Origin of the sequence: Gracilibacillus alcaliphilus, assembly GCF_016909015.1 — a bacterium.
GTDB classification, from domain to species: domain Bacteria; phylum Bacillota; class Bacilli; order Bacillales; family Amphibacillaceae; genus Gracilibacillus; species Gracilibacillus alcaliphilus.
The window spans coordinates 58,074-71,650 of the sequence record NZ_JAFBFA010000030.1 but is presented as its reverse complement, the minus strand read 5'-3'; the positions used below and the strand labels follow the sequence as shown (position 1 = coordinate 71,650).

General features: G+C 38.3%; 16 protein-coding genes. 11 read left to right on the top strand and 5 right to left on the bottom strand.

Translation table 11 applies throughout. The features are described from left to right. Nucleotides 1-273: 273 nt before the first annotated feature. On the bottom strand, nucleotides 274-825 hold the full coding sequence (gene def / locus JOD18_RS18350; protein ID WP_204670574.1) for a peptide deformylase: 552 nt from the start codon (nucleotides 823-825) through the stop codon (nucleotides 274-276). A 276-nt stretch (nucleotides 826-1,101) separates the two neighbouring features. On the opposite strand from def, the gene JOD18_RS18345 reads away from it, so the two are divergent. The 8 genes from JOD18_RS18345 to JOD18_RS18310 all read left to right on the top strand — a co-directional run bounded on the left by JOD18_RS18345 (nucleotide 1,102) and on the right by JOD18_RS18310 (nucleotide 9,467). Beyond that, the gene (locus JOD18_RS18345; protein WP_204670573.1) at nucleotides 1,102-1,746 is read left to right on the top strand and encodes a YkyA family protein; all 645 of its coding nucleotides are present in this window, start codon (nucleotides 1,102-1,104) and stop codon (nucleotides 1,744-1,746) included. Between the two features lie 828 nt (nucleotides 1,747-2,574). After that, entirely contained in the window at nucleotides 2,575-3,657 is a 1,083-nt protein-coding gene (gene pdhA / locus JOD18_RS18340) for a pyruvate dehydrogenase (acetyl-transferring) E1 component subunit alpha (RefSeq protein WP_204670572.1), read from the top strand. A gap of 3 nt (nucleotides 3,658-3,660) precedes the next feature. Then, complete coding sequence (locus tag JOD18_RS18335; RefSeq protein WP_204670571.1) at nucleotides 3,661-4,638, top strand: alpha-ketoacid dehydrogenase subunit beta; 978 nt, start codon at nucleotides 3,661-3,663, stop codon at nucleotides 4,636-4,638. A gap of 29 nt (nucleotides 4,639-4,667) precedes the next feature. Next, on the top strand, nucleotides 4,668-5,954 hold the full coding sequence (locus JOD18_RS18330) for a dihydrolipoamide acetyltransferase family protein (RefSeq protein ID WP_204670570.1): 1,287 nt from the start codon (nucleotides 4,668-4,670) through the stop codon (nucleotides 5,952-5,954). Nucleotides 5,955-5,957: 3 nt separating this feature from the next. Further along, on the top strand, nucleotides 5,958-7,367 hold the full coding sequence (gene lpdA, locus JOD18_RS18325; RefSeq protein ID WP_204670569.1) for a dihydrolipoyl dehydrogenase: 1,410 nt from the start codon (nucleotides 5,958-5,960) through the stop codon (nucleotides 7,365-7,367). A 108-nt stretch (nucleotides 7,368-7,475) separates the two neighbouring features. Then, nucleotides 7,476-7,916, top strand: coding sequence for an NUDIX domain-containing protein (locus JOD18_RS18320; RefSeq protein ID WP_204670568.1), 441 nt, complete (start codon nucleotides 7,476-7,478; stop codon nucleotides 7,914-7,916). Nucleotides 7,917-8,129: 213 nt separating this feature from the next. Further along, complete coding sequence (locus JOD18_RS18315) at nucleotides 8,130-9,032, top strand: polysaccharide deacetylase family protein (RefSeq protein WP_239588207.1); 903 nt, start codon at nucleotides 8,130-8,132, stop codon at nucleotides 9,030-9,032. A gap of 165 nt (nucleotides 9,033-9,197) precedes the next feature. Continuing rightward, complete coding sequence (locus tag JOD18_RS18310) at nucleotides 9,198-9,467, top strand: UPF0223 family protein (protein ID WP_204670567.1); 270 nt, start codon at nucleotides 9,198-9,200, stop codon at nucleotides 9,465-9,467. A 91-nt stretch (nucleotides 9,468-9,558) separates the two neighbouring features. Here JOD18_RS18310 and JOD18_RS18305 read toward each other — a convergent pair whose 3' ends face one another. Next, entirely contained in the window at nucleotides 9,559-10,179 is a 621-nt protein-coding gene (locus JOD18_RS18305) for a YktB family protein (RefSeq protein WP_204670566.1), read from the bottom strand. A 144-nt stretch (nucleotides 10,180-10,323) separates the two neighbouring features. On the opposite strand from JOD18_RS18305, the gene JOD18_RS18300 reads away from it, so the two are divergent. Continuing rightward, entirely contained in the window at nucleotides 10,324-11,127 is an 804-nt protein-coding gene (locus tag JOD18_RS18300) for an inositol monophosphatase family protein (RefSeq protein WP_204670565.1), read from the top strand. 221 nt (nucleotides 11,128-11,348) lie between these two features. Here the strand turns inward: JOD18_RS18300 and JOD18_RS18295 are convergent, their stop codons facing one another. Next, nucleotides 11,349-11,543, bottom strand: coding sequence for a DUF5325 family protein (locus tag JOD18_RS18295; RefSeq protein ID WP_204670564.1), 195 nt, complete (start codon nucleotides 11,541-11,543; stop codon nucleotides 11,349-11,351). A gap of 117 nt (nucleotides 11,544-11,660) precedes the next feature. On the opposite strand from JOD18_RS18295, the gene JOD18_RS18290 reads away from it, so the two are divergent. Continuing rightward, nucleotides 11,661-12,035 carry a YlaH-like family protein gene (locus JOD18_RS18290; protein ID WP_204670563.1) on the top strand — a complete coding sequence of 125 codons (375 nt, stop codon included), beginning with the start codon at nucleotides 11,661-11,663 and terminating at the stop codon, nucleotides 12,033-12,035. Between the two features lie 127 nt (nucleotides 12,036-12,162). On the opposite strand, the gene JOD18_RS18285 is transcribed toward JOD18_RS18290, so the two are convergent. Continuing rightward, nucleotides 12,163-12,369 carry a YlaI family protein gene (locus tag JOD18_RS18285; RefSeq protein WP_204670562.1) on the bottom strand — a complete coding sequence of 69 codons (207 nt, stop codon included), beginning with the start codon at nucleotides 12,367-12,369 and terminating at the stop codon, nucleotides 12,163-12,165. Nucleotides 12,370-12,597: 228 nt separating this feature from the next. On the opposite strand from JOD18_RS18285, the gene JOD18_RS18280 reads away from it, so the two are divergent. Next, entirely contained in the window at nucleotides 12,598-12,843 is a 246-nt protein-coding gene (locus JOD18_RS18280; RefSeq protein WP_204670561.1) for a hypothetical protein, read from the top strand. 130 nt (nucleotides 12,844-12,973) lie between these two features. Here JOD18_RS18280 and JOD18_RS18275 read toward each other — a convergent pair whose 3' ends face one another. After that, a complete protein-coding gene (locus JOD18_RS18275) occupies nucleotides 12,974-13,558 on the bottom strand; it encodes a YhcN/YlaJ family sporulation lipoprotein (protein WP_204670560.1) in 585 nt (194 codons plus the stop codon). Nucleotides 13,559-13,577 lie beyond the last annotated feature (19 nt).

The following is a 13,577-nucleotide window of genomic DNA, read 5'->3' as shown; positions in this document are numbered from 1 at the left end:
GAGAAATTAAACAGCCTGGCACCGTTGGAATATCGGTACCAGACTGTTGCATAGATTTTTGTTTTTTCACTGTCTACTTGACAGGGTGCAGTTCACCCGTTTATGGATCTGTCCTCTTTTCCCTTTTCTCATTTATAGAGTTATTCAACGTCATTTAGGTAAAGGGATAAAGACCATCTTTTGATGAGGTGCAGGAAAGAGGTTGATTCGCTGCTCACGATAACGCTTTTTGTTTTGTCTCAGCTTTTGTTGTAGATGAAGTATAATGTTTGATTAGTCAATTGCCGTTGCATTCTCGGGCACTGTAAATGGGTCGTCTTGATGAATTCGGTCATAAAACATAATTCCATTTAGATGATCCAGTTCATGTTGAAAGACAATAGCGGCATAGCCTTTGAGTTTAAGTTTTAACTCGTTTCCATCTAGATCTGTAGCCTTAATGGTAATACGTTGATAGCGTGGTACATAGCCAGGCACTTCTCGATCAACCGACAGACAGCCTTCTCCACCTTCAAGATAAGCTTGTGCAACAGAATGGCTGACTATTTTGGGATTAAACAGCCCATAGCTGTATTGTTTTTCATCATGGTCCTGAAAGTGGACAGCAATCATACGTTTAGAAATGCCGATTTGAGGTGCGGCGAGACCTACACCAGCACGGAGCTGATATTTTTGGGCAATTTCTTCATCCTGGCTGTTTTTTAGAAACTGCAGCATGTCAGTTAAGATATCTTTTTCCTCCTGTGTTGCTGGCAGCTTTACTTCTTCTGCTACCTGACGCAGAACAGGATCTCCTTCACGTACAATATCTTCCATTGTAATCATATTGCCAGACCCCTTTCTTTATTTGGTTTAGAGGTTGTTTAAAAAGTACAGTAAAAAGCATATGTTTCTCGATGATCATGGAACGACCAATTCTTTTTTACCGTCCTTTTTAAACACACTATATAGTAATATATATTATAAAGAAACAAAATACAAAAGTATAGATTACCTTACTAATTCATACATTTGTTTTAAAGAAGGAAGCTGCTATGTTATAATGGATGAGATTGCAAATAAGGTCGAACAACGAAAGGTTTATGGGAGGATTACAAGAGTATGAAGAAAATGATTTACAGTATGTTGATGATGACAGTTGTCCTAATTGGCTGCAGCGGCCAATCTGTTGCTCACGATATGTATGACCATTTAGAAAAGACAGCAGAATTGGAACAGCCATTCGCCGAACAGCAAGAGGATTTTGCTAATTTAGAAAATGAAGAGCAAGATCTTTATAATCAAATGATTGAATTATCGGCAGATGAAATGGATGAAATTAACTCATTATCAGAACAAGCTTTAGCTACGATTGAAGAACGCATAGAATTATTGACAGTAGAGAAGGAAAGCATGGAGGAAGCAGAGGCCGAATTTGCAAAGGTTAAAGAGATTGTTGGTGACTTAGAAGAAGATCAACAAGAATCAGCCAATGCATTGATCGAGACAATGGATCAAAGATATGATACATATAAACAAATCAATGACGCTTATGCTGCTGCTTTAGATCACAATACCACACTCTATGAATTAATGATGGATGAAGATTTGACCGAAGAAGAGTTGAAAGACCAAGTAGATGTGGTCAACCAAGCCTATGATGAGATCATTAGCTTAAATGATGAATTCAATGAATATACGGATACTTATAATGAACAAAAAAGAGCGTTCTATGAAGCGACAGATTTAAATGTTAGTTTTGAATAAAAAGCAAGAAACCTGATATAAATACAGTTAATTGAATGCGTTTATCAAAAAAGAATAGGGAGCAGATCTATAAATGGGTCTGCTCCCTATTCTTTTTGAAAGATAAGCATTCCAATGCCAGAAATAACCTCCGTAGTTCTGTAGAAGATATGGAGAGTAAGGCAATCGTTGCGGTTGACCGTTTCGCTTTTCGACGTACAGGATGTACTAGTGCAGACGTGGCGAATGTCGTCGCGATGTTAGTCTGCTGCCGAGGGCATGCTCTTAGCTAACTTTTACCAAGAAGAGCACTTGACAAAAGTGGATCTTCAGAACATGCCTGCGGAAAGCGATTTCTTGTAGTGAACATCTATTTTGGCATCTTTTCACATCAAAGCGTAAAAAAGATGCGAAGATCTTAATTGTTTTTGTTTGTAATAGCTGTAGAAAGTAGTTTAGTCTTTGTATTATTGAATATTGTTTTCTAGCTGCTTTTTTCTTGGTCATCTTCAGAATAATACAGATAAGAAAACACTATGAAACAGATGAGGAGAAAACGCTTTAACTATGGGTTTGTTCCTGTTTGATTGTTCGGTATTTTTTTGAAATAATTATTGCAAAGGGTTTGACCGAAAGCTATGGATGAGCTAGAATATAAAAGAGTAGAAATTGTACCAATGATTTTTTGTTGTTCTTATGTAACAGTTTGATAATTACATAAGGTGTTTATTTTTTTGTAAGATAAGGTATAGCAATAATAATAACTTTGGTACAGATTTTTTAGTCTTTTGGGGAAGCTAAATTTGATTAATTAAATTTTTGTTATAAGGAAGGAAGAGGTGAATTCTTGTGAAACGTGCTTTAGAAAATATTGAAGAACAGTACAAAACGTTTCAAATCTTGAATGAAGAAGGTAAAGTCGTTAATGAAGAGGCTATGCCTGAACTTTCAGATGAAGAATTAAAGGAAATAATGTATCGAATGGTGTATACGAGGATTCTAGATCAGCGTTCCATTGCTTTAAACCGTCAAGGTCGATTAGGATTCTATGCCCCAACAGCTGGGCAGGAGGCTTCACAATTAGGAACTCAATTCGCCTTAGAAAAAGAAGATTTCATTTTACCTGGGTATCGCGATGTACCACAGTTAATTTGGCATGGTCTTCCATTATATCAAGCATTTTTATTCTCTCGCGGTCATTTTCATGGAAATCAGTTCCCTGAAGGTGTCAATGCATTAAGCCCGCAAATTATTATTGGTGCGCAATATACACAAGCAGCAGGGGTTGCGATGGGTATGAAGAAGCGCGGACAGAAATCTGTAGCCATTACGTATACAGGTGACGGTGGTACTTCACAAGGTGATTTCTATGAAGGGATTAACTTTGCCGGTGCATACAAGTCTCCAGCTATTTTTGTGGTGCAAAACAATCGTTTTGCCATTTCTGTACCAGTTGAAAAGCAAACAGCTGCACAAACACTTGCTCAAAAAGCTGTAGCGGCCGGTATCGAAGGTATTCAAGTAGACGGTATGGATGTATTAGCTGTTTATGCTGCAACGAAAGAAGCACGTGAACGCGCCATTAATGGTGAAGGTCCGACATTAATCGAAACATTGACGTATCGTTATGGCCCACACACAATGGCTGGTGATGATCCAACTCGTTACCGTACAGAAGAAGAAGACAGCGAATGGGAAAAGAAAGATCCGATTGTTCGCTTCCGTAAATTCTTAGAAGAAAAAGGTCTATGGTCAGAAGAAGAAGAAAATGAAGTAATTGAAAAAGCAAAAGAAGAAATTAAAGCTGCTATCAAGAAAACGGACGAGCAGCCAAAACAAAAAGTTTCTGACTTAATTAATAATATGTATGAAGAACTTCCAGCACATCTTGCAGAACAATTGGAAGAATACAAAGAAAAGGAGTCGAACTAAATCATGGCTCAAATGACAATGATCCAAGCAATTACTGATGCACTGCGTGTAGAATTAAAAAATGATGAAAATGTCTTAGTCTTCGGTGAAGATGTTGGCCAAAACGGTGGTGTATTCCGTGCAACAGAGGGCTTGCAAGCAGAATTTGGCGAAGAGCGTGTATTTGATACACCATTAGCCGAATCAGCTATTGCCGGTATTGCTGTTGGTCTATCCACACAAGGATTCCGTCCAGTTCCTGAGATTCAGTTCTTCGGCTTTGTGTATGAAGCAATGGATGCTATTAATGGTCAAATGGCTCGTTTACGCTATCGTTCTGGTAACACACAAAATGCACCTGTTACCATTCGTTCACCATTTGGAGGCGGTGTACACACACCTGAACTGCATGCGGATTCTCTAGAGGGTCTTGTAGCACAACAACCGGGGATTAAAGTAGTTATTCCTTCTGGACCATACGATGCCAAAGGATTATTAATCCAGTCTATTCGTGATAATGATCCAGTAGTATTCTTAGAGCACATGAAATTGTACCGTTCATTCCGTGAAGAAGTGCCAGAAGGCGAATATACAATTGAATTAGGGAAAGCTAATGTAGTACGTGAAGGAAAAGATGTAACATTAGTTGCTTATGGTGCAATGGTACAAGCTTCATTAAAAGCAGCAGAGGAACTGGAGAAAGACGGTATCGATGCAGAAGTTATTGATTTGCGCACAGTGATGCCGGTAGATTTTGAAACAATTATTCAGTCTGTTGAGAAGACAAACCGTATGGTAATGGTTCAGGAAGCTCAACGCCAAGCAGGTATGGCGTCATATATTGTATCTAATGTCCAAGAAAAGGCTATCCTACATTTAGAGGCACCAATTCTAACTGTAGCAGCTCCAGATACAGTATATGCCTTTACACAAGCAGAAGAAGTTTGGCTGCCAAACTATAATGACATTATCGACAAGGTCAACAAAGTTGTTAACTTTTAGTAATAAATTTTTAGCGGGAGGTCATTGGAATGGCTTTTGAATTTAAGTTACCTGATATTGGTGAGGGTATCCATGAAGGCGAAATAGTAAAATGGTTTGTAAAAGCTGGTGAAGAAATCAAAGAAGATGATGTACTTTGTGAAGTGCAGAATGATAAAGCCGTCGTAGAAATTCCTTCACCTGTTGATGGAACAGTTAAGGAAGTTCACTTTGAAGAGGGTTCTGTAGCAACTGTTGGTGAAACAATTATTACAATTGAAGCAGAAGGCTATGAGGATGCAGGTTCTTCGGAAGACGACAAGAGTGAAGACAAAGCAGAAGAGAAAGCAGAAGAGAAAGAAGCAAAACCAGAACCAGAACCAGCCAAACAAGAGACATCTGACAAAGAATCAGGTCATCGTGTTATTGCTATGCCGTCTGTTCGTAAGTATGCACGTGATAACAGCGTGAATATTGAAGAAGTGACAGGAAGCGGCAAGAACGGACGGATTGTGAAGGCTGATATCGATGCATTCTTAAGTGGGGATCAACAGCCTAAGGCAGAGACGTCTGATCAGCCAGAAAAAACTGCGGAAGCACAACCAGCAGCTGCAGCTAAAGCACCTGAAGGAGAATTCCCAGAAACCCGTGAGAAAATGAGCGGTATTAGAAAAGCAATCGCAAATGCGATGGTTAATTCTAAACATAAAGCACCACACGTTACCCTTCATGATGAAGTAGATGTAACAGAATTGGTTGCACATCGTAAGAAATTCAAGCCGATTGCAGCGGAACAAGAAATTAAACTTACTTATTTACCTTATGTAGTAAAAGCTTTAGTTTCAGCATTAAAACAGAATCCGATTTTAAATGCTTCTATCGATGATGAAACAAATGAGATTATTCAGAAACATTACTATAATATTGGTATTGCAGCTGATACAGAGAAAGGTCTGTTAGTGCCTGTTGTAAAACACGCAGACAAAAAATCGATCTTTGACATTTCGAAAGAGATCAATGAATTGGCTGTTAAAGCTCGTGAAGGTAAATTAGCTCCAAATGAAATGCAAGGTGCTTCTTGTACGATTACTAATATTGGTTCTGCAGGCGGACAATGGTTTACACCAGTTATCAACTATCCTGAAGCAGCCATTTTAGGAATTGGCCGTATTGCGGAGAAACCAATTGCGCGTGATGGAGAGGTTGTAGTTGCACCAGTACTAGCATTATCACTAAGCTTTGATCACAGAATTGTGGATGGCGCTACCGCACAATACGCGTTAAATCAAGTAAAACGCTTATTAGCAGACCCACAATTAATTATGATGGAGGGGTAAAAAATGGTAGTAGGAGATTTTCCGGTTGAATTAGACACTCTTGTTGTTGGTGCAGGACCAGGTGGATATGTGGCAGCTATTCGTGCTGCACAAACTGGCCAAAAGGTAACAGTAGTTGAAAAAGGAACAGTCGGCGGGGTATGTTTGAATGTAGGATGTATTCCTTCAAAGGCATTAATTGAAGCGGGTCACCGTTATGACCATGCTAAAGGTGATGCAGACTTAGGAATCACTTCAGAAAATGTAACAGTTGATTTTTCAAAAGTACAAGATTGGAAAGCTTCTGTTGTTAAGAAATTGACTGGCGGTGTACAAGGGCTTTTAAAGGGTAATAAAGTCGATATTGTACAAGGGGAAGTATACTTTGTTGATAAAAATACAGTAAAAGTAATGGATGATAAGAATTCTCAAACTTACACATTCAAGAACTGTATTATTGCAACTGGTTCACGTCCGATCGAAATACCTGCTTTCAAATTTTCTGAGCGTGTTCTTGATTCAACAGGCGCATTGAATTTAAAAGAAATTCCTAAAAAGCTGGTTGTTATCGGTGGTGGATATGTAGGAACAGAATTGGGTACTGCATATGCTAACTTTGGTACAGAGGTAACTATCTTAGAAGGGATGAAAGAAATCCTTAATGGCTTTGAGAAACCAATGAGTGCCATCGTGAAGAAGAAGCTCAAAGCGAAAGGTACAACCATTGTAACAGAAGCCATGGCCAAAGGTGTAGAAGAAACAAAAGATGGCGTAGTAGTAACATATGAAGTTAATGGTAAAGAGGAAAAAGTAGAAGCTGATTATGTATTAGTAACGGTTGGACGTAAACCAAACACAGATGAGATTGGTCTGGAACAGATTGGTATTAAAATGTCTGATCGCGGCTTGATTGAAATAAATGAACAATGCCGTACAAGTGTAGATAATATTTATGCAATCGGTGATATTGTAGCAGGGCCTCCTCTTGCACATAAAGCTTCTTATGAAGGTAAGATTGCTGCCGAAGCGATTGCTGGTGAAAAATCAGTAATTGATTATAATGCGATACCTGCTGTGGTATTCTCAGATCCAGAATTGGCGACAGTTGGTTATACAGAAGAACAAGCAAAAGAAGCTGGCTATGATGTAAAAGGCTCTAAATTCCCATTTGCAGCTAATGGCCGTGCCTTATCACTTAACGAAAGTGAAGGCTTCATGAAACTTGTTACTCGCAAAGAAGATGGTTTACTAATTGGTGCACAAATTGCAGGACCGAATGCAAGTGATATGATCGCTGAGGTTGGACTTGCTATTGAGGCAGGAATGACTGCAGAAGACTTAGCACTGACCATCCATGCCCACCCATCTTTAGGTGAAATCACAATGGAAGCAGCAGAAGTTGCGATAGGAACACCAATTCATATTGTAAAATAAACAATTTTATGAGAAGTCTGCATTTGCAGGCTTCTTTATTTTAAACAAGATAGGAAAGCATAGAATTTCGTATTCATATTAACGAGCTATGAATAAGGAGGGTATATTGTGCAAGGGTATAATATTTTAATGATTTATAACAAAGATATGAACCAATTGCTCATGTGCAAACGATTGAAAAATCCTTATAAAGGGTTGAGTAATTTAGTAGGAGGAAAAATCGAGATTGGAGAAACTGGTATAGAATCTGCTTACAGAGAACTTTTTGAGGAAACTGGTATATCTAAAGAAGATGTCAACCTTCATCACCTAATGGACTTTAAATATTATCTGCAAAATTGTTACGTTGAAGTTTATGTTGGTAGATTAAAGCGAGAGATAAGGGTTTCGGGAGATGAAAATGTTTTATATTGGTCCGATTTGAACAAAGACTTTTTTGACATGTCTCTTTATGCAGGTGAAGGAAACATTGGACATATGATAGAACAAGTAAATATGGTCAAAGATAGTTTGTTATCTGATAAAAATATCTTTGTTGAAAAATACTAACTTTTCATAGCAGAAAATCTTATCGTGCTAACCGCGGGTATGGGTGCATTAGTAATTAATGACTATCAAAAGCTGGTCGTTTTTCAAACTGAGCGTTAGCTTATGATGGGAATAAAAATCCGATTTGGTGGAACAGGAAAGTACCCAGTGCACTGCTCAGTTCTTCGATACATACAATTAGTAAAATAAAAGTGACAGGAGGAGGAAGTATCATTGTTAAAGAAATACATACTCATGCTTTTGTTAAGTGGTCTGCTGGTCTTAGCGGCATGTGCTAATGGAGACAGCGAGGCGGATAACCCAGCAGAAGCAGAGACAGAGGATACCGAAACAGCAACAGAAAATCATCCCGAAGATAGCCAAACGGAAGATAGTGATACAGAGACAAAAGTGCCGGCAGAGCCAGAGGAAGAGGAGCAAGAGGCTGATCAAATAGCTGACAAGGATTCAGAAATATTATATGAATTAGATGAATCTTCTTGGAATCTAGTTCCACTGGAAGAGGGAACAGAAGAAAATGTTGTGTTATTAACGATTGATGATGCCCCTGATACATACGCTCTAGAGATGGCAAAGACCCTAAAAGAATTGGACGCGCCAGCAATCTTTTTTGTAAATGGTCACTTTCTGCAGTCGGAAGAAGATAAGGAGGCTCTCAAAGAAATTCATGAAATGGGTTTTGCAATCGGCAATCATACCTATAACCATCAACAATTATCTGTTGCTGATGAAGAAACACAAAAACGCGAGATTATTGAATTAAGCGATGAAATCGAGGAAATAATAGGGGAAAGACCGGAATTTTTCCGGGCGCCGCATGGTGATAATACAGACTTCGCCAAAGAAGTTGTTAAAGAAGAAGGCATGTTATTAATGAACTGGACTTATGGTTATGACTATTTTGAACCATATATGGATGAAAATAAGATTAGGGAAGCCATGATTACAGGTGAGGCACCAGAAGTTGATATTGATTATTCCTTATTGCAGCCAGGCGCTAATTTGCTTATGCATGATCGGGAGTGGACGGCAGCAGCCTTAGCTGATATCGTAGAAGGGTTGAGGGAGCAAGGCTATGAGATGGCTGATCCGTATTCCATTAAGAGATCTGAATAAAGCAAACAACCGCTGTTATCATCATGTTATCGGCACTAGCTCAAGCTGTCTGTCAACAACTACAAACCATACGCATGACTAATAGCTTGTAGCCAAGTGATAATTGGCGTTAGATTAGGATAGAAGATAAGTTAATTTGAAACAGTATGAAGGAGAGATACTGAAATGAATTATAGTTATCCAATTGATCCCTCATGGTCTACCAATGAAATTATTGATGTGGTTAATTACTATTCGTTAATTGAGAAGGCTTATGAGAAAGGGGTTAGTAAGCAAGATTTAATCGTGGCATATAATCGTTATAAGGAGATCGTCCCTTCAAAAAGCGAGGAAAAGCAGTTGGACAAACAGTTTGAAAAACAATCAAGCTATGTACCTTTTCGAGTCATAAAAAAAGCAAGAGAGCTTGCTAACCACGATATCATCAAGTTATAGAAGCAGTTATGGCGGATAATAGATATGAATCCAGTCCTGCTTTACAAATGGAACAGGAGCAGACAAGCCACGGTTTGTCTGCTCCTGTGTTCTAAAGATTGATAGAAGAACGGTATAATGGTGCTACCGTGTGGAGTGTTTTCTTGATTTTTTTTATCAATTCCTCACCATTTTGCAAGATAGGATCATCGGCGGCAATTTTTCTGCCGACAAGGAATTCTGCTTTTTTAACTTTTTTAAAGCGTTCCAAACTCTTTTGTAAATCGGTGTCGGCGACTGAGTCGGCTTCATTTTTCATATGATCAAGCGAGATGACATAATCGTCTGGCAGTATTTTCTGGATGCTGTCTATTTCATGTAAGAATTTTTCAGCAATTTCCTCTTTGTGAGGCAGTTCATAGATATAAGCTAACCAGATAAATAAATGATCATGCCATAAACCAACTTGAAAATGTGGGTGTTTCTTATAGCCTCGTTTATTGTGACAATATGCCGACCATGTATCATTAGGGGGATTAACGGTTCTGCGCGCATGTCTGGCAATATGCAGATACATTTCTTGTCCGGCAATCTCATCTATATCTTCTGCCAATTCATCATAAATCGCCTGAAATTTCGGCTGAATTCGTTCTTGAATAGCAGTCATTCGTTCATCTAACCCATCAATAAGAAAAGTTGTAAAATCGTCTGCTTCGAAACCTGTGAAAGTCATTCTTCTTCATCCTTTGCAATTAATTGGTATCATTATCATTTTATATTAATTATCATCTGAATGCAAAGAAGAGTTCCCGAATTTTTAAAATAATTAAATGTTTGCTAAAATAAAAGTAGTCAAAATAAGAATGGAGGAAGGTTGATGGAAACAACCATTCGTCAAAATATTTTTGAAAACGCAAAAAAATGGGTCTATGAAGCAGGAAAAAGAATTCGTGAGCAAATGCAGCACGAATTTCAAATCAATACCAAGTCCAACGTGAATGATTTGGTAACAGAAATAGATCGTTCTACAGAGCAATTTTTTGCAAATCAAATCAGAACTACATATCCTTCGCACTATATTATAAGTGAGGAAGGCTTCGGTGACAAAATAAATGATATGAACGGCACTATTTGGATTATTGACCCAATCGATGGCACTATGAATTTCGTTCACCAGAAACGAAATTTTGCTATTTCGATTGGTATTTATCATAATGGGGTAGGCGAGATTGCGTTAATTTATAATGTGATCGATGATGTCCTTTATACCGCCATAAAGGGAGAGGGGGCTTATCGAAATAGAGATCGTTTACCGCAATTAAAGCAAGATGTCCAATTGGAAACAAGTATACTTGCCATGAACAGTTTATTTGCTTGTGAAAATAGACGCGTCAATGAGAAGAAGATTCAGCAATTAATCATAGACTGCCGCGGGACAAGATCATATGGATCGGCTGCTTTAGAATTTGCTTATGTTGCAGAAGGAATTATTGACGCTTATGTAACGCTCAGACTGTCACCTTGGGACTTTGGCGCAGGATTGATCCTTGTGCGTGAGGTCGGCGGTGAAACCATTCAATTAGATGGCAAACCAGTTAATTTTCTGCAAAATAATACAATATTGACTTGTAATCCGGCAATCCGGCAAAGAATTTTAACAGATTATATTGAATGGAAGTAGCAATGGACAACAAATAGGCTGAGAGGTAAAAAGCCAAAATAAAAATACCATATAAGAGTTTTTTTCTTGCTAAAGGGGAGTATGTTGACAGGAGTAGATGTTGGGGAAAGATCGGCTATTTTTACACATAGGTGAGCTGGCTTGTCTAGCCGCACTGAATTGTGGCAAGGCAAGCCAGCCTGTAAGTTTGTTTCGTCCAGATAATAGGAAAAAGGCTTACGTTAACCTATTTCACCTGCTTCAGCCTTTTCTGGCTGTCTGCGTTTCATAGCGATACCCATTCCCATTAATACAAACCCAACTACTAAAGTGAGCACGATGAACAGCGGGCTGCGGAAAGCAATCGCAACACCAGCTGCGGAGAACGAGAGAATAACGCAAATGGCTAATAATAACTTAGATAATTGAAAATTCATTGGTTCACCTCAAAGACTATTTTAATTGATACATAAATTGTATCACAATTATCAACTAAATTGTATTTATCGACAAGATCACGTATAATGGATTTGTTTAAGGGCAGGAGGTATCACATGGAGAGAGAAACAGTAATAGAAGTACCAGATAATTTATGGCCAGTAGCTGACTTCTTTATGAAGGGGCTTGGCGGAGAAGTAGACGTAGCAGATGCTAGTCAAATGGGAATGTTAATTAGAGGGTTTCTTTTCCTTTACATAACAATAGTTGTTTTAGCCATTTTGGCGTATAAATTTGGCTTTGCCAAGAAGTTGCCGCCTTTAAAGTCATTTATTATCTATCTTTTATTAATCATAGGCACTTTCTTTTTGACGTTGTTATTTGGATTGAATTTGCCATTAGCCGAAAGCCTGTTTATTATTGCCATTGTGATGGGAATATATCGTTTGCGATTGCATCAAGAGCGGAAAGGGCAAGCGGAGCAAGAATAGAAATAGATCCTAAGACTAAATGATAAACAGGGAAGACAACATGAACCAATTGTTCCCGAATAAGAACCGAGGAAGGTCTAATGCTAGAGCTTTCCACGGTTCTTCATTTTGGTATAGAGTAAAGCAATTAGTCCAGATATTGGTCATGTACTTCATATTTGCGGAATAGCTTGAAGTTACCTGACTTGTGCCGTTTCTTGGTGTTATCTCCAATTCGTTTATCACATGAAGTACACATATACGTATGAATTAATCGGTTTTGCAGTTTTTTTGCCAAAGGACAACTGTCATCTATTTTTTCAATTGTATCACATATTACACATTTTACTCTCATTATTTCACCTCGAATTTCCTGCTATTACCTTCACTGAATTGTAACATATTTCGAAGAATTTCCATAGTTTTTTTATATAAATTCCTCTGAACAGCAGGAGATACTTACGGCTAGAGGCTTAAAAAGTTGAAATGATATAAGTACCTAGGGTGCAATTTCCATGTTTTAAAAAAGGTCGAAAGGGTATAATTTTACTAAGGTGCAAATAAGCGAGAGGATGTGATAAGAATGGACAAAAAATACCTGATTGGTGGAATTGTTGGAGTAGCAACCGCTGGATTAGCTGCATGCCTGTTATCAAGCAGAACTAATCGAGAGAAGCTTTGTCAAATGTGGAATAACTTAACGGATCCTTATAGTAATTTTCCTATTGATATAGCTGGTGACCCAGGCCTCGATAACTTGGAGAATTCCGATATGGTAGAAGAAGGATCGCAATTTAGTGTAGATTATTATAATAAAATAAAGCAATAAATAGAAGCCGTGGAAGAAAATCCACAGGCTTTTGCTTTGATAAATTAATCTTGATAATGATGCGGTAAAAACAAGGTGGAACATCAAGATAGACTGCCGTGAGAAGACGACAGCCTAAATCAAATACAGCCTATTTATGATGGTTTGATTGCTCATCTTGAATCTTGTCTAAATTTTCTTCTTCTTGTTTGTCCATGATTTGTTTGTTTTCATCAGTAGGGTTGGCAGGTTCATCTTTTACCGGAATTTCCGGCATCCAACGGCCAGTGATATTGGCTAATTCCTCGCTAATCGCTTCAATAGGATGTCCTTCTTGCATTTTTGTACCCATATCTTGCATACGTTGATATAAATCAGCGTCAGCCACCACGATAGCCTCACTGCCTTCAGGATCATGTTCCAGCGCTTCTAATACTGCGTATTTGATCGAACCTATTTTGGATTGGTCTAAATCTTTGTCAACATCAATACCAACTAAAACCCCGCGATTGGTAATCAAAGCCGTCGCACCATTCACATTAGGCACATCGCTAGCCAAATTGGCTAAGTACTGCGCCTTCTCTTGGCTGGTTTGATCATTTGGAATAGATGGGTCTGCATTTTTGACCTGTACTACGCCATATGGATCAATGGATTGAGCCTGGTTTGAGTCTTGTTGGTTTTGTTGACATCCAAATAACAGGCAAGCTGTAAAAATTATAATAAGAAATTTCATTGCCATCGCTCCTCCTTTT

Excerpts from the sequence above, each read along its gene's own strand:
- def (WP_204670574.1), bottom strand. The coding sequence starts at position 825 with ATGATTACAATGGAAGATATTGTACGTGAAGGAGATCCTGTTCTGCGT.
- JOD18_RS18345 (WP_204670573.1), top strand. The coding sequence starts at position 1,102 with ATGAAGAAAATGATTTACAGTATGTTGATGATGACAGTTGTCCTAATT.
- JOD18_RS18335 (WP_204670571.1), top strand. The coding sequence starts at position 3,661 with ATGGCTCAAATGACAATGATCCAAGCAATTACTGATGCACTGCGTGTA.
- JOD18_RS18330 (WP_204670570.1), top strand. The coding sequence starts at position 4,668 with ATGGCTTTTGAATTTAAGTTACCTGATATTGGTGAGGGTATCCATGAA.
- lpdA (WP_204670569.1), top strand. The coding sequence starts at position 5,958 with ATGGTAGTAGGAGATTTTCCGGTTGAATTAGACACTCTTGTTGTTGGT.
- JOD18_RS18310 (WP_204670567.1), top strand. The coding sequence starts at position 9,198 with ATGAATTATAGTTATCCAATTGATCCCTCATGGTCTACCAATGAAATT.
- JOD18_RS18305 (WP_204670566.1), bottom strand. The coding sequence starts at position 10,179 with ATGACTTTCACAGGTTTCGAAGCAGACGATTTTACAACTTTTCTTATT.
- JOD18_RS18300 (WP_204670565.1), top strand. The coding sequence starts at position 10,324 with ATGGAAACAACCATTCGTCAAAATATTTTTGAAAACGCAAAAAAATGG.
- JOD18_RS18295 (WP_204670564.1), bottom strand. The coding sequence starts at position 11,543 with ATGAATTTTCAATTATCTAAGTTATTATTAGCCATTTGCGTTATTCTC.
- JOD18_RS18290 (WP_204670563.1), top strand. The coding sequence starts at position 11,661 with ATGGAGAGAGAAACAGTAATAGAAGTACCAGATAATTTATGGCCAGTA.
- JOD18_RS18285 (WP_204670562.1), bottom strand. The coding sequence starts at position 12,369 with ATGAGAGTAAAATGTGTAATATGTGATACAATTGAAAAAATAGATGAC.
- JOD18_RS18280 (WP_204670561.1), top strand. The coding sequence starts at position 12,598 with ATGGACAAAAAATACCTGATTGGTGGAATTGTTGGAGTAGCAACCGCT.
- JOD18_RS18275 (WP_204670560.1), bottom strand. The coding sequence starts at position 13,558 with ATGAAATTTCTTATTATAATTTTTACAGCTTGCCTGTTATTTGGATGT.